Raw genomic sequence first — 15,594 nt, 5'->3', positions numbered from 1 at the left:
TATTATTTAACTCAAAAAGTTGAAGCCCCAAAAAGCGGTGTCTTGTTTTTTTCGCCCGCTATTTCCCGTACAAGTTTAGGAACCAAATAACCTGGTAGATTCTCTAAAACTTTTTTATAAATTAAATCAATATCCTGAGCTGGTGTATCAAAATGATGAGCACCTTTTACTTTATCCAGAACATGTAAATAATATGGCATTACACCTGCGTCGAATAAGCGGTAACTTAAATCGACCAATACATCTGCAGAATCATTAACCCCTTTTAATAAGACTGCTTGGTTCAGCACGGTGATTCCTTGTTTGACAAGCTGTTGAAGCTGGCTACACGTGAAGTCATCTAGCTCTGATGCATGATTTGAGTGTACCACTAGAATAATGCGTAGCCTACTGTTTTTTAAAATAGAAACCAGCTCTTCATCGACACGGTTGGGGATTACGATAGGAACTCGTGAATGAATTCTCAAAAATTTAATTTGTGGCAAAGTCGATAAACGTTCAATCCACACTTGAAGTTTACGATTTGATAGCGTGAGCGGGTCTCCACCACTCAAAATCACTTCATTAATATCGGGTTGTTGTTCGATATATTGCTTAATGTTTGCCCAATCGTCATTTTTAGGCAGGTTTTCTTGGTAGGGAAAATGCCGGCGGAAACAATAACGGCAATGGACCGCGCAGGCGCCGGTTAAGGTCAGTAAAAATCGAGACTTGTACTTATGTAATACACCAGGCTGTTGGTTGGCTTGTTCTTCACCTAATGGGTCGGTAACAAAACCGGCGTGTTCTTCAAGTTCCAAATGATGCGGTAGGACTTGGAGTAAAAGCGGATCGAGCGGATTACCTTTTTGCATTTTTTCGACAAAAGCGCGCGGCACGCGTAGGCGAAACTCATCTGCTGCGAACTGAGCACCTGATAATAACTGATCATGCGAAAGTTCTAATACATCGAGTAATTCTTGAGGATTTGTAATCAAATCACTCAATTGAGTTTGCCAGTTTTGCTCTTGAAATAAATAGTTTATCATGCCGAATGTTTAAAAAATGCAGAAAGGTGAGTGGGGAATATTGCTGAAATTAATGCGTCGAACTTTGAAGTGTAAGCTGAAATAATTCCGATAAAGTTTACAACGGATGAAGCCTACGAAACATTTATTAAGTTTCAGTAAACAGCAATTTTACCTGTTTGTGGGCATTGTATAAACAAAGTTCTTTAATGTCTGAGTGTAAGTTAAGCAGCTTGACCCCTTTAATGGGGATTTTTTCGTTGCGACATGGTGCATTGGTCATTTAGAATACGCAATATCACATTAATGTGCATGTGGCAGCCAATGTTACAGTCAGTACTTGCTAAATGACATGTTACAGCCCATAGCATCTATAGATTAAAGTTAGTAAGTTTGGAGTGAGCCAGTCATGGCCTATTATTCTACGAATGATTTCAAGTCAGGCCTTAAGGTCATGCTTGACGGTAACCCATGTTCAATCATGGAAAACGAATACGTAAAACCAGGTAAAGGCCAAGCTTTTAACCGCGTAAAATTACGTAACCTTAAAACTGGTAAAGTTTTAGAAAAAACTTTCAAATCTGGTGATTCACTAGAAGCTGCTGACATCCAAGAAGTAGAAATGAACTACTTGTATAACGATGGCGAAATGTGGAACTTCATGGATCCAGAATCTTTCGAACAAATCACGGCAGACAAAGTTGCAATGGGCGACGCTGCAAAATGGTTGAAAGACGACTCTAACGAACTTTGCACAATCATGTTATGGAATGGTGTTCCTTTAACTGTGAGCGCACCAAACTTCGTTGTATTAAAAATCGTTGAAACTGATCCAGGTGTACGTGGTGATACTTCAGGCGGTGGCGGTAAACCTGCTAAGCTTGAAACTGGTGCAGTTGTACGTGTTCCATTATTCGTACAGCAAGAAGAAAGCGTTCGTGTAGACACTCGTACTGGTGACTATTTAGAACGTGCATAATGGTTTAAAAATAGACTATTATCGAAAGGGATGAAGTGATTCATCCCTTTTTTTATACCTATTGGTTTAAGTTTTTATGCCAAAGTATTAGATGAAAAAGCCCATAACAGGAGTAGAGTTTCAAGGGAAGAAACAGCAGTACCTCGAACAAGAAAAATCAAGCTGATTTATTTCAACATTTATGAGGGATTGAGATGGAAACCATTCAACCGAAGTCAGGAATGGCTTCAAAGATTATCTGGCTGTTTGTAGCCATTCTAGGTGCCGTTTCATTCGGCATACTAGCACTCAGTCGAGGCGAGCATGTCAATGCAGTTTGGCTGATCCTTGCAGCAATCTGTGTGTATAGCATTGCATATCGTTTTTATAGTTTATTTATTGCCAATAAAGTCTTTGAACTGAATGAGCGACGTTTAACGCCTGCCCATCGCTTAGCTGACGGATTGGATTATGTACCGACCAATAAAAGCGTTCTATTTGGTCACCACTTTGCTGCGATTGCAGGTGCTGGCCCTTTAGTTGGACCGATCCTTGCTGCGCAAATGGGTTATTTGCCGGGAACAATTTGGCTCTTGGTGGGTGTTGTACTGGCTGGTGCGGTTCAAGACTTTTTAGTCTTATTCATCTCGACGCGTCGTGATGGTCGTTCACTCGGTGAAATGGCAAAACAAGAACTGGGTTCTTTTGCCGGAATCATCGTGATGCTTGGCGCACTAGGTGTGATGATCATCATTCTAGCGGTACTTGCTTTGGTGGTTGTAAAAGCGTTGACCAACAGTCCGTGGGGTGTTTTCAGTATCGCTGCAACAGTGCCGATTGCGATTTTCATGGGTATCTACATGCGCTTTATCCGTCCGGGTAAAATTGCAGAAGTGTCGATCATTGGTTTTGTACTGATGATGGCAGGGATTATCTATGGTGGCGACATTGCACAGCACCCATACTGGGGTCCATTCTTTACTCTTTCAGGTACTGAACTAACTTGGTGGTTGATTGGTTATGGTTTCGTAGCATCAGTATTACCCGTTTGGTTGCTGCTTGCTCCACGTGATTACCTATCGACCTTCTTGAAAATTGGTGTTATTGCAGGTTTGGCAATCGGGATCATGTTTGCATTGCCTGAAATGAAAATGCCAGCGGTAACGCATTTTATTGATGGTACGGGTCCTGTATTTGCAGGCTCAATGTTCCCATTCTTGTTTATTACCATTGCCTGTGGTGCAATTTCAGGTTTCCATGCGCTCGTTTCTTCAGGAACGACACCGAAGCTTGTGAATAATGAAAAAGATATTCGCATGATCGGTTATGGCGGCATGTTGATGGAATCTTTTGTTGCGATTATGGCTTTGGTCTGTGCAACGATTCTTGAGCCTGGTGTATATTTTGCGATTAATGCGCCAGCAGCTGTGATTGGTACAACGGTTGAGTCCGCTGCGGAAGCAGTTCGTACATTAGGCTTCGTGGTAACACCTGAAGCATTGACCTTACTTGCACAAGAAGTGGGTGAAAATTCGATTCTGTCTCGTACAGGTGGTGCACCAACATTTGCGATTGGTATGGCGCATATCATTACGGAAATTTTTAATAACCGTTCAATGATGGCGTTCTGGTATCACTTTGCGATTTTATTCGAAGCACTTTTCATTTTAACGGCAGTTGATGCGGGTACACGTGCATGTCGTTTCATGGTGCAAGATACTGTGGGTATCGTGATTCCTGCGGTTAAAAACTCACATAACTTCTTCGGAAATCTGTTAGGTACAGCGGTGGCTGTTGCAGGTTGGGGCTTCTTCGTTTACCAAGGTGTGGTGGATCCACTCGGCGGTATTAATAGCTTATGGCCGCTATTTGGTATTGGTAACCAAATTCTTGCTGCGATGGCATTGATCTTGGGTACAGTGATTTTATTCAAGATGAAAAAACAAAAGTATGTTTGGGTGACAATTATCCCAACATTATTCTTGTTTATTACTTCAATGACCGCTGGCTGGCAGAAGATTTTCCACGAAAATCCAAAAATTGGTTTCTTGGCTCAAGCAGATCGTTTTAATGCAGCCATTGCGAAAAATGAATTGTTGGCACCTGCTAAAACCATGGCTGAAATGCATACGGTTGCATTGTCGAATCAAATCAATGCCGGTCTTTGTGCATTCTTTATGATCGTGGCATTTGTGATGTTATTTGCAGCGATTGGTGTGGTGCGTCGTGCCTTGGCAAATCCAAATCCATCGGTGAATGAAGCAGAAGCGATTTACCGTGACCCAGCTGAAATTAATCCGTCAAATTCAGCACATTAATAGGGGAATATGAATGAACCTGAAGTTTGCAAAAAGTGGAAAAACGGTGATTTATAAAATCATTAAAATGACCATTATGTCGCAGAAGGATCTAATTCTGAACCCGAAAAATTGGTCACGTATTGCGACTTTGTGGCAACGTTTACAGCAAAGCTTCCGCCTGATGGTGGGTGTGCCAGATTACCAAAACTATTTGGAACATATGGCAAAACATCATCCTGATTTGGAAGCGATGGATGCAAAAACATTTTATCGTCACTGTGTAGATGCACGTTATCCATCAGCTGGTGGTGACATGAAGAAGTGTCCTTGCTAATGCAGTGACTCGAGCTAAAAATCTAAGAAAAAAGCGTTCTTCGGGACGCTTTTTTTATTGCTGATTTGTGAGCAGTCGAAGCGAAAACAACCCTTTTGTATACTCAATAAATATCAAGCGTATCTATTAAAAGTAATGAACTGGGTATAGCTTGGAGATAAACACTGTATTTTTAAATAAAACCCTGTATGTTAGTCATTCATTTAACTTTTTTATTGGGGAATAAAAGGTGTTTTGGGGATCAGAGAAAAGCCAACAAAATAATACATCAACGCTTTTAAGTGAGCAGAGCCTTGCGCCTTTTTACCCGAAAATAAATACATTCCTCGAACAAGTTAACCAAATTATTTTGGATAAAAATCAGCAAACCAAATTGGCTTTAGCTTGTCTATTGGCAAGCGGGCATGTGCTATTTGAAGACTTACCTGGTTTAGGAAAAACGACATTATCTAGCGCCTTGTCACATTTGGCGGGATTAAAGTTTCAACGTATTCAATTTACCAATGACATGCTGGCCAGTGATGTGATTGGGGTAAACATGTTTAATCAAAAAGAACATCATTTTGAGTTTAAATCTGGGCCAATTTTTACCCAAATATTATTGGCAGATGAAATCAACCGTTGTAGTCCAAAGACCCAAAGTGCCTTATTGGAAGCAATGGAAGAGGGGTATGTGACGGTTGATGGTGTGCGCTATGCTTTGCCTCAACCATTTTGGGTGATTGCGACACAAAATCCTTTATTTCAAAGTGGTACTTATGCCTTACCTGAGTCCCAGTTGGACCGGTTTTTAATGCGTTTGTCTTTAGGTTATCCATCGCGTCAGGCAGAGAAATTATTGCTCCAACAAACTTCACGCCATGATCTGATTGCAGCATTAGCACATATCTTTAATGAAGCAGAAATTTTACAACTACAAGGTTTTGTCGAGCAGATACATCTGAGTGATCGTTTGATGGATTACATTTTGGATCTTGCTGCTGAAACACGTAAAGGGAGACATGGTCTTTCTACGCGTGGTGTTTTAGCCCTCAAAAAGGCGGCGCAAGCTTATGCGCTGATTGAGCAGCGAAATTATGTGAATCCTGATGATGTGCAAGCGGTGTTTGCAGCTGTGGTATCTCATCGAATTGGGTTGTCAGATCTTGAAGCCTTTAAGCTTTTAGAACAAGTTTCGATTCAATAAAGGAGTTGAACCTTGGCTTCGATGTGGCAGCAATGGATTGAACGTCGATTTAAAATCGATCAGCACAAGCAGCTGACTCAAAAAGACGTCTTGATCTTTATCTATCAGCAAGGCTACTTGTATTTGGTGTTAATTTTTATCACCTTTATTGCTGGTGTGAATTATGCCAATAACTTGATTTTAGGATTTTGCTTTTTAATTAGCGCCGTATTGTGTATTAGTTTCTATATTACTTTTAAACAGCTTCATGCGTTGCAGATTCAAATAAATGTTGTTGATACACCGCAAGTAGGTGAATTACTTTCGGTTGAAATTTACTTTAAACAAGATGTAGAACAGGCGCGATATTTGTGGATTAAAACTGAAAATCAGCTACATAAATTATTGTTCAATACGCAACAGCATGGCTTTCAATTAAATTTTATAACCAGTCAACGCGGTGTTTTTCAGATTCCACCTATACAAATTTATAGTGTTTATCCCTTTGGTTTGGTTCGGGCCTGGACGTATTTGTACGTACACCAACCAGCGTGGGTTGCACCTCAAGCCAGTTTGCATTCCGTTGAAAATAAGCAACAACAGCAAAATTTTGAACCTGATCTTGATGAATTTCGCGAATTACGGAGTTTTCAGACGGGGGATTCACTTCATGCGGTGTCTTGGAAACAAGCAGCACGAGGACAAGGCTTATATGTGAAAGTCTTTGAACAGTATGAAGATCTAAAGAAATTGGAGATTCATTATCACTATATGCCAGCTCAAAGTCATGAAGAAAAACTTAGCCTTATGATGGGTTTGGTCGAGCAGGCTGAGCAAAATCACGATCAATATGCACTGTATTTACCTAATGCTGAGTTAGCATCAGGCACTGGAGCACTGCATTTTTCCGAAGCTAAACGGTTATTGGCGCAGGCTTAATTGATGATTGAAAATACCATACGCCGCTCCATACTACTCACTTTAGCTTTGTTGCTCATTGCGCAAATGCTTTATATACCAGTGGTGACATCATTAGTATTTTTAGTCATTTGGCTTATTTTATTACACAATACCCGCGCAACTAAAAAACCATTTTCTAAAATTTTAACCTATGTGCTGACATTGATAGCTTTATTCAGCATTTACATAAGTCATAAAACATTTATTGGTGTTGATGCAGGGGTTACAGTACTTAGTACATTTTTATTTGCTAAATCTTTAGAAACAAAAACACGTCGTGATGTAATTATTTTATTTAACTTTGCGATGTTTGTGATTGCCAGTAGTTTTTTGTTTAGCCAGTCCTTTGCCATGGCATTGGTCATTTTGTTGGCGTTGTTGAGCTGCTTTATTGGATTATTCCGTTTACAGACCGTTGGTTTTAGCCAAGACTCAAGCGGTGAAATACAGGCGATTAAACAAGATATTGGGCATGTGGGAAAATTTATTGGCTTAGCTGTTCCATTTTTTATCTTACTGTTTCTCTTTTTTCCACGCCTGCCGCCGCTATGGCACATTCCTATTCCTGAAAATAAAGCCACAACGGGAATCAGTGACAGCATGTCTCCGGGCGATATTGCTGAGTTATCACAGTCGAGTAGTTTGGCTTTTCGTATAATCGGTGATATTCAAGCCTTGCCACCACGTACAGAGCTGTATTGGCGGGCAATGGCTTTAGATGAATATGATGGTTCTAAATGGACCAGTCATTTTTTCAACCAGAACGTTATACAGCTGAATCCAGCTGATTTAAAACCCAAGCGGACATTGAATTATCAATATTTGGCTGCCGACCCAAGTGTGATGTGGATTATGTCGTTGGAGCAATCCGTTCCCAATGAAGCACGTTTTGCTTTAGGTCAAGATGGTCGAATTACGCCCTACCGATTAACAGCACGCACGGAGCCGATTCAACTGAAATGGTTAGGAAGTGCAGAGCCGCCACAAATAAAAAATGTGACTTTACTTGAAAAATTAAACACGCGCTATGTTGAAAACTTGGATGTTCAATCACAACAATTGGCCCAAACTTTATGGCAGCGCAGTCATCAAAATCCTGAGCGTTATATTGCAGAAGTTTTGCAATGGTATAAACAAAATCGCTTTGCATATACCTTAAGCCCAGGCGTATTGGGGCAAAATCGGATAGATGATTTTTTATTTGGATCAAGACAGGGCTTTTGCGAACATTTTGCTTCGAGCTTTGCAATGTTGATGCGCTATGTAGGTGTTCCATCGCGTATTGTCGTGGGATATCAAGGTGGTCAATTAGCACCAGATGGAAAAAGTTGGGAAGTTCGTCAACTTGATGCACATGCGTGGACAGAGGTTTATGTCAATCAACATTGGCGTCGAATTGATCCTACAGCCATGATCGCACCTCAGCGTATCGATGGGGGGATGCAGGATTATATGGAACAAGATCGGACAATTTTTGGGAGCCAGCAGTCGACTTGGGCCTATCAACAATTTTCGATGTTGAAAAAAGTCCGTGTATGGAGTGATTATGCGAGTTACCAATGGCAGAGCAAGGTGGTGGGTTATAATGCTGAATCACAACAACAATGGTTTAAAAAGCTCGGTACAAATTCTGCTTATGCAGGTGTTTTAATTCTTATTTTGAGTATTGGTGGCATTGTAGCATTATATTTTATATGGATTTTGTGGAAAAAAAGAAAAAGTTTCAGCCCTCTTGAAAGAGAAATTACCAAGTTTGCTAAGAATTTACCCTTGAGCCAGCAAAAAGTGGCTTCAGAAAGTTTTAGGCATTGGTTACAACGTTTGGCTGAAAATGTACCTGAACAGGAAAGGGCGGCATTTGAACAAGTTATTACGTTATTTGAGCAGGGAATTTATGTAGGTACCGCGCTAAGTTCTCATGATATTCAATATTTTAAGGCTTTGCTTAAAACTTGTACGCAAAATTTAAAAAAGTCAGAAAAGGGCTTGTCATAAAAAATAAAAATGAATATGATTCTACGCATTCTAGGTTTATAGCTCAGTTGGTTAGAGCGCTACGTTGACATCGTAGAGGTCACCAGTTCGAATCTGGTTAAACCTACCAAATTCAAAAGCAGAATCAAAATGATTCTGCTTTTTTTTTATCTGAAATTATTAGGGTCTGTTGACATTTACTGTTCATAATTAACCCTATAAAGGTAGCCATAAAAATATACAGGCTAAAGCAACAGAACTTTGATAATTCCTTTTGAGCTTGTCATATCGAGTAGCTATTCCTCTAAATTCCTTTAATCTGCAAAACATATTTTCAACTAAATGCCTGATTTTATATAAATAGCAGTCCATATGGTCATTGTTCGATTGGCTATTCGTTTTCCTTGGTATATTCGCTTTAGTCCTTGTTTTCCTGATCTGTTCACGCAGTGATTCTGAATCATAGCCTTTATCTGCGCATACCACTTTTGTCTCTTTTAAATCTAATGTTGATATTAAATCAGGTGCAACTTTAACATCATGTGTGGTTCCATCGGTAATCATGAAATCAATAGGATTACCATGTGCATCAACAATCAAATATATTTTTGAGGAGTTTCCACCTATACTTTTAGAAATAGATTGATTCGCTATGCCGGCAGAATGTTGATGAGCACATACATGAGAGCCATCAATAAAAATCCACTCCATATCGGGGCATGAGGCTAGTAATTTGAATAATTTAAGTAACTTACCGCTGCTTGACCAACGATTAAAACGTTTGAAAATAGAGTTTGAATGGCCAAAACAAGAAGGAATATCTCGCCACGGACAGCCTGTTCTAATTCTATAGAGAATAGCTTCAATGAAATTGCGTAAATTTGAGTTGTGGTGAATGGATAAATTAAGCAGCATAACTTTCAACTTTTGCCAGTGTTGATCTGTCAGCATGGTACGAGGCATAGCGAATAGTAAAATTGGGTTTGGCGATTTGATTTTACTACTTCGCTATTTTTTTAAGCTAAAAGTGTCAACACACCCTAATTAAAGTGTTATTAAGACTATAGTTGAATCAAATCGACTTATATGTAAGGTGTTCTTCGCAATCGTTTTCAATCGTATTTGGCCTGAATAGATTCATATGGATTGAGTCGTAAAATCATCATGAGATGGAATTGGGGGTAAATGCATCTATGTGCAAATACATCAATTTGGATATTGGTTGATTAAGTGATTAAGCCAAACTTCTTTGGCTCATATTTCTGCATTTATAACTATATAGCAGTGCTTTATAAAATGTGTGCTATAGCGGATTGGTTAAAACAAAAAAGCCGCATTCTATGCGGCTTTTAATTGAGCAAATAAATTATGTAGCTTCAGCTTCTAAAATTTCGAAGTCATGAGTAATTTCTACACCACCGTCCATCAGCATTTTGCTCGCAGAACAGTATTTTTCAGCAGAAAGTTCAACCGCTTTTGCAACTTGCTTTTCCTTCACGCCATGACCAGTGACTACAAAGTGCAAATGAATTTTAGTGAATACAGCAGGAATAGTGTCGGCACGTTCTGCATTTAATTCACAACGAACATCAGTAATGTCTTGGCGTGCTTTCTTTAAAATCGTCACAATATCGAAAGATGCACAACCACCAAGTCCTGTTAAAATCAGTTCCATTGGGCGCGGACCACGGTTTTCACCGCCATATTCTTGTGATCCATCCATCATAACAGTGTGACCACTTTGAGTTTTTGCTTCAAAAGCAACATTCTCTAGCCAATGAACACTAGTTTGCATTGCAAGTCCCTAAAAAAAGCTATAAATTTACGCAGTACCTGTACACTAACATAAATTGAGTTGATAAGGAATTTCAACTCTTACGTGTGACAAGTTCACTTTAGGTCTTGTGCGATCTATAAATTATCCATATTCGGAAACTGTTAGCATGACTTCAAACTTTTCACAACTTAGCACAGATGCGCTATCTCCGGGGCAGTTACCTGAGTCGGTGAAGGCATTATTAAAACGTGCATATATTAATCGTTACCCAAAACGTACAACAATCATTGATGCGGGCTCAGAATCTAAATCTTTGTATTTAATTCTTAAGGGTTCAGTATCTATCATTTTACGCGAAGATGATGAGCGTGAAATTGTGGTTGCGTACTTAAATGCGGGTGACTTTTTTGGGGAAATGGGTCTATTCGAAGCAAATGCACAGCGTACTGCAGAAGTGCGTACGCGAGATGTATGTGAAATTGCTGAGATTACCTATGAAAACTTTCATGAATTAAGTAAACAATACCCAGACTTAAGTTATGCGGTATTTGCACAGCTTGTACGCCGTCTTAAAAATACGACGCGTAAAGTAACTGACCTTGCGTTTATTGACGTATCAGGTCGAATTGCACGTTGCTTAATTGATTTATCTTCACAACCAGAGGCAATGATTTTGCCGAATGGTCGTCAGATTCGTATTACTCGTCAAGAGATTGGTCGTATCGTGGGTTGTTCCCGTGAAATGGTTGGTCGTGTTCTAAAAACACTTGAAGAGCAAGGCATGATCGAAACTGATGGTAAAGCGATTCTAATTTTTGATGCATCGCTTGAAGAGAAAAGCCAATTGGCTTCTGACGATTTCGACGACGAAGAATAATCAGTCTTCCGAATCTAAAAAAAGCAAACTCAGGGGTTTGCTTTTTTTATGTCCATTCATTTCTCACTATTATAGCGGAAGCAACCTTTCTCACATTTTTTGACAAATAAACAGAAAATTATGATTTAAACAAAGTCGATATCTTATGTAAGCTACTTCGTGACTTATATATTGATATTTAAAATAAAGAGGGAATTTGCGGCATGCAATTTAAACCATTGGCACATACAGGCATATTAGTTCCAGAAATTTGTTTAGGCACCATGACGTTTGGTGAACAAAACACCCAAGCAGAAGCTTTCGAGCAACTGGATTATGCTTTAGAGCGTGGTCTTAACTTTTGGGATACTGCAGAAATGTATCCTGTCCCACCGAAACCTGAAACCCAAGGTTCGACTGAAACTATTATAGGTAACTGGATTGCGGCTCGCGGTGGCCGCGATAAAATAATCTTAGCTTCAAAAATTGCAGGACCGTCACAAGGCGGTAGTCATATTCGTGACGGGCAAACTAAATTTATTGCTTCGGAAATTGAGTCTGCACTGGATCATTCTCTTCAGCGCTTACAAACAGATTATCTTGACTTATACCAGTTGCATTGGCCGCAACGTCCAACCAACTTTTTCGGTAAATTGGGTTATTGCAATGCCGAAGCAAACAGTACGCAAACTATTACCAATTTAGAAGAAACATTAGTTGCTTTAAGTCATGAGGTGAAAAAAGGTCGAATTCGCTCAATTGGACTATCTAATGAAACGCCATGGGGAACGTTGAAATTCCTACAACTTGCAGAAAAGCATGGTTTAGAAAAAATTGTCAGTGTGCAAAATCCATATAGTTTGTTGAATCGTACTTATGAAATCGGTTTATCTGAAATTGCACATTACGAAGGCGTGGGCTTATTGGCATATTCACCTTTAGCATTTGGTTATCTAACAGGTAAATTCCGTCATGGTGCACGTCCTGCCAATGCTCGAGTGACACTATTTTCACGCTTTAGCCGCTATTCAAATGCGGAGAGTGAATGGGCAACAGAACAATATGCACAATTGGCTGAACAGCATGGTTTAACGTTGACACAGTTAGCACTAGCATTTATTAAGCAGCAATTTTTTGTCACCAGTACAATTATTGGTGCGACAAATCTAGATCAGTTGAAAGAAAATATTGATGCTTTTGAGGTGAATTTATCAGAAGACATTTTAAAAGGGATTGAAGCTATTCATCGCCAACAGCCAAATCCTGCACCTTAAGCTGAACTTTTTAGTGGATTAAGCAAAAGCCTGCATGTAAATGTGGGCTTTTTTGACATTTACGTGATTTAAGCTAGTGGAAAATCATTGAATTTTATTGTCAGAAAGTCAGTTGAGTTGACAAGAAAATTGCCTAAAAATACATATGTATTTAAAAAACATAATAAAGTACTAAATTCTTCAATAAATGACTTGAAAAGTATTCTATTTATACCAATATTATAATTGAGATTTATCTTTATCTTAAAATTAACTCATTGAAAAATATTTAAAAAATGTATTTGAAATTTTAAATATGACTCCCATATATGCTTCAAGTACAGAATTTGTTGTGAGGAATAACAAGAATGCGATTCGAAAAATTCACAAACCGTTTGCAGCAAGCATTATCCGATGCCCAATCTTTAGCAATGGGGAAAGACCATACAGCCATTGAAGGAATCCATATTCTTTCGACATTGCTTGAAGAGCCGTCGAACCAAAACTTGTTACAACAGGCAGGTGCTAATCTTCCTGAGTTAAAAACCAAGCTTCAGCAAGCCCTACAGGATACTGCCACCATTGCTACGCCGACAGGGGACATCAACCTAAATCCTGAAGCAGTCAAAGCGCTAAATTTAGCCGATAGTTTTGCGCAAAAAGCTGGAGATGAGTTTCTTTCTACAGATTGGGTGATTCTCGGTTTAGCTGAAACGGGTAAAACCAAAACCTTATTAAATAGTGTAGGCGTAACGACAGATAAATTACGTAGTGCAATTGAACAAATACGAGGCGGTGAACAAGTCATGAGTAATAACCACGAAGATCAACGTGATTCACTCAACAAATATACCTTAGACCTCAATGCACGTGCATTAGAAGGTAAGTTAGATCCAGTTATTGGTCGTGACGAAGAGATTCGCCGTACCATTCAGGTTTTATCACGTCGTAGCAAAAACAACCCGGTATTGATTGGTGAGCCGGGTGTGGGTAAAACTGCGATTGTAGAAGGTTTGGCACAGCGTATTGTCAATGGTGAAGTCCCTGAAAGTCTGAAAGGTAAACGTGTACTTTCACTTGACTTAGGTTCATTGCTTGCAGGTGCAAAATACCGCGGTGAATTTGAAGAACGTCTTAAAGCAGTTCTAAAAGATTTAGCCAAATATGATGGCGAGATTATTCTTTTCATTGACGAATTACATACGCTTGTTGGCGCAGGTAAAGGCGATGGTGCAATGGATGCTGGTAACATGCTTAAACCTGCATTAGCGCGTGGTGAGCTACGCTGTGTAGGTGCGACAACACTTGATGAATATCGTCAATATATCGAAAAAGATGCGGCATTAGAACGTCGTTTCCAAAAAGTGATCGTTGATGAACCGAGTGTGGAAGACACCATTGCGATTTTACGTGGTCTAAAAGACAAATATGCAACCCATCATGGTGTGCAAATTTTAGACTCTGCGATTATTGCTGCGGCAAAAATGTCGCATCGTTACATCACAGACCGTCAGTTGCCAGACAAAGCCATTGATTTGATTGATGAAGCTGCATCACGTATCAAAATGGAAATTGACTCAAAACCTGAGCCACTTGACCGTTTAGATCGCCGTTTAATTCAGTTAAAAATGCAACTTGAAGCCGTGAAAAAAGATGCAGATTCAGTCTCTAAAGCTGAAGTTGAGCACCTAGAGAAACAAATTGCTGAAGTTCAAAAAGAATATAGTGATTTGGAAGAAGTGTGGATTGCGGAAAAACGTTTGGTTGACGGCACGAATCAGGCTCAAATCGAGCTAGATAAAGCACGTACTGCCTTTGAAAAAGCACAACGTGAAGGTGATTTAGCAGAAGCGAGCCGTTTGCAATATGGAGTCATTCCTGAGTTGCAAAAACGCTTGAATGAAGAAGAAGTCGCCGAGGTGAACGAAGAACCGAAATTGATTCGTACCAAAGTCACTGAAAATGAAATCGCTGAAGTGGTAAGTGCGGCTACAGGTATTCCTGTTGCGAAAATGTTGCAAGGTGAACGTGAAAAACTCTTACACATGGAGGAGTTCTTACATAACCGTGTAGTTGGTCAAGATGAAGCTGTCGTAGCAGTGTCGAATGCGGTGCGTCGTTCTCGTGCAGGATTATCCGATCCAAACCGCCCAAGTGGTTCATTCTTATTCCTTGGGCCTACAGGTGTAGGTAAAACTGAGTTAACCAAAGCGCTAGGTAATTTCTTATTTGACAGTGATGATGCGATTATTCGTATCGACATGTCAGAGTTTATGGAAAAGCATTCGGTGAGCCGTTTGGTAGGTGCGCCTCCGGGCTATGTGGGTTATGAAGAAGGCGGTGTATTAACCGAGGCTGTTCGTCGTAAACCTTATAGTGTAGTGTTGTTTGATGAGGTTGAAAAAGCACATCCAGACGTCTTTAACATTTTGCTTCAAGTGTTGGATGATGGTCGACTAACAGACTCACAAGGTCGTGTGATTGATTTCAAAAACACCGTGATTGTGATGACCTCGAACTTAGGTTCAACCGATGTTCGTGAATTAGGTGAAAACCCGTCGAAAGACGAAGTTCGTGCTGTGGTGATGGCTGCTGTCTCGGAACATTTCCGTCCAGAATTTGTGAACCGAATTGATGAGTTGGTGGTTTTCCACTCTTTACAAAAAGCGCAAATTCGTGGCATTGCGGATATTCAGTTGGATCGCTTACGTTCACGTTTGGCAGATAAAGATATGAGTTTGGCGGTTGAAGATAGTGCCTTTGAATTACTTATCGATGCTGGTTTTGACCCTGTGTATGGCGCACGTCCTCTGAAACGTGCTATCCAACAACAAGTTGAAAATACACTAGCACAGAAAATCTTATCAGGTGCTTTCCAACCGGGCGATACGATTGTCGTTCAAGCGGAAGGAGATCACCTAAGTTTTGACAAGATGAAACTTAACTAAAAAGCACAAATCTGCTACATCCAGTTGTAAAAACAGAAACCCGGTTTAGGCCGGGTTTTTTA

12 protein-coding genes and 1 tRNA gene are annotated in these 15,594 nt (G+C 39.8%); 10 read left to right on the top strand and 3 right to left on the bottom strand.

The window, feature by feature from the left end; all coding sequences use genetic code 11:
• Positions 1–11: 11 nt before the first annotated feature.
• Positions 12–1,028 carry an EF-P beta-lysylation protein EpmB gene (gene epmB / locus FTU17_RS05625; RefSeq protein WP_180134864.1) on the bottom strand — a complete coding sequence of 339 codons (1,017 nt, stop codon included), beginning with the start codon at positions 1,026–1,028 and terminating at the stop codon, positions 12–14.
• Between the two features lie 388 nt (positions 1,029–1,416).
• Between epmB and efp the strand changes: the two genes are divergently transcribed.
• From efp to FTU17_RS05590, 7 genes are all read left to right on the top strand, one after another.
• Entirely contained in the window at positions 1,417–1,986 is a 570-nt protein-coding gene (gene efp, locus FTU17_RS05620) for an elongation factor P (RefSeq protein WP_078190162.1), read from the top strand.
• Between the two features lie 194 nt (positions 1,987–2,180).
• A complete protein-coding gene (locus FTU17_RS05615; protein WP_180026451.1) occupies positions 2,181–4,283 on the top strand; it encodes a carbon starvation CstA family protein in 2,103 nt (700 codons plus the stop codon).
• A 13-nt stretch (positions 4,284–4,296) separates the two neighbouring features.
• Positions 4,297–4,599: a YbdD/YjiX family protein gene (locus tag FTU17_RS05610; RefSeq protein WP_078190160.1), complete on the top strand. Its 303-nt coding sequence runs from the start codon at positions 4,297–4,299 to the stop codon at positions 4,597–4,599.
• A 229-nt stretch (positions 4,600–4,828) separates the two neighbouring features.
• A complete protein-coding gene (locus FTU17_RS05605; RefSeq protein WP_180134863.1) occupies positions 4,829–5,785 on the top strand; it encodes an AAA family ATPase in 957 nt (318 codons plus the stop codon).
• Between the two features lie 12 nt (positions 5,786–5,797).
• Positions 5,798–6,703: a DUF58 domain-containing protein gene (locus tag FTU17_RS05600; RefSeq protein WP_180134862.1), complete on the top strand. Its 906-nt coding sequence runs from the start codon at positions 5,798–5,800 to the stop codon at positions 6,701–6,703.
• A 3-nt stretch (positions 6,704–6,706) separates the two neighbouring features.
• Positions 6,707–8,719, top strand: a complete 2,013-nt coding sequence (locus tag FTU17_RS05595) for a DUF3488 and transglutaminase-like domain-containing protein (protein ID WP_180134861.1) — start codon at positions 6,707–6,709, stop codon at positions 8,717–8,719.
• 32 nt (positions 8,720–8,751) lie between these two features.
• A tRNA-Val gene (locus FTU17_RS05590) sits at positions 8,752–8,828 on the top strand.
• A gap of 86 nt (positions 8,829–8,914) precedes the next feature.
• Here FTU17_RS05590 and FTU17_RS05585 read toward each other — a convergent pair.
• A complete protein-coding gene (locus tag FTU17_RS05585) occupies positions 8,915–9,661 on the bottom strand; it encodes an IS5 family transposase (protein ID WP_180134860.1) in 747 nt (248 codons plus the stop codon).
• 403 nt (positions 9,662–10,064) lie between these two features.
• Entirely contained in the window at positions 10,065–10,493 is a 429-nt protein-coding gene (locus FTU17_RS05580) for an OsmC family protein (protein ID WP_180134859.1), read from the bottom strand.
• 148 nt (positions 10,494–10,641) lie between these two features.
• Here FTU17_RS05580 and crp point away from each other — a divergent pair, with 148 nt between their 5' ends.
• From crp to clpB, 3 genes are all read left to right on the top strand, one after another.
• Entirely contained in the window at positions 10,642–11,352 is a 711-nt protein-coding gene (crp, locus tag FTU17_RS05575) for a cAMP-activated global transcriptional regulator CRP (RefSeq protein ID WP_078191819.1), read from the top strand.
• A 203-nt stretch (positions 11,353–11,555) separates the two neighbouring features.
• A complete protein-coding gene (locus FTU17_RS05570; protein WP_180134858.1) occupies positions 11,556–12,605 on the top strand; it encodes an NADP(H)-dependent aldo-keto reductase in 1,050 nt (349 codons plus the stop codon).
• Between the two features lie 347 nt (positions 12,606–12,952).
• Positions 12,953–15,532 (top strand): ATP-dependent chaperone ClpB, encoded by a 2,580-nt coding sequence (gene clpB, locus FTU17_RS05565; protein WP_180134857.1) that lies wholly within the window; start codon positions 12,953–12,955, stop codon positions 15,530–15,532.
• Positions 15,533–15,594 lie beyond the last annotated feature (62 nt).

Origin of the sequence: Acinetobacter sp. YH12070, from assembly GCF_013419625.1 — a bacterium.
Taxonomy (GTDB): Bacteria; Pseudomonadota; Gammaproteobacteria; order Pseudomonadales; family Moraxellaceae; genus Acinetobacter; species Acinetobacter amyesii.
The sequence above is the reverse complement of the archived record's forward strand: the minus strand, read 5'-3'. Positions and strand labels throughout refer to the sequence as shown.

What these genes read in the sequence shown, in the direction of transcription:
- epmB (WP_180134864.1), bottom strand. Translation starts at nt 1,028, where the DNA reads ATGATAAACTATTTATTTCAAGAGCAAAACTGGCAAACTCAATTGAGT.
- efp (WP_078190162.1), top strand. Translation starts at nt 1,417, where the DNA reads ATGGCCTATTATTCTACGAATGATTTCAAGTCAGGCCTTAAGGTCATG.
- FTU17_RS05615 (WP_180026451.1), top strand. Translation starts at nt 2,181, where the DNA reads ATGGAAACCATTCAACCGAAGTCAGGAATGGCTTCAAAGATTATCTGG.
- FTU17_RS05610 (WP_078190160.1), top strand. Translation starts at nt 4,297, where the DNA reads ATGAACCTGAAGTTTGCAAAAAGTGGAAAAACGGTGATTTATAAAATC.
- FTU17_RS05595 (WP_180134861.1), top strand. Translation starts at nt 6,707, where the DNA reads ATGATTGAAAATACCATACGCCGCTCCATACTACTCACTTTAGCTTTG.
- FTU17_RS05585 (WP_180134860.1), bottom strand. Translation starts at nt 9,661, where the DNA reads ATGCCTCGTACCATGCTGACAGATCAACACTGGCAAAAGTTGAAAGTT.
- FTU17_RS05580 (WP_180134859.1), bottom strand. Translation starts at nt 10,493, where the DNA reads ATGCAAACTAGTGTTCATTGGCTAGAGAATGTTGCTTTTGAAGCAAAA.
- crp (WP_078191819.1), top strand. Translation starts at nt 10,642, where the DNA reads ATGACTTCAAACTTTTCACAACTTAGCACAGATGCGCTATCTCCGGGG.
- FTU17_RS05570 (WP_180134858.1), top strand. Translation starts at nt 11,556, where the DNA reads ATGCAATTTAAACCATTGGCACATACAGGCATATTAGTTCCAGAAATT.
- clpB (WP_180134857.1), top strand. Translation starts at nt 12,953, where the DNA reads ATGCGATTCGAAAAATTCACAAACCGTTTGCAGCAAGCATTATCCGAT.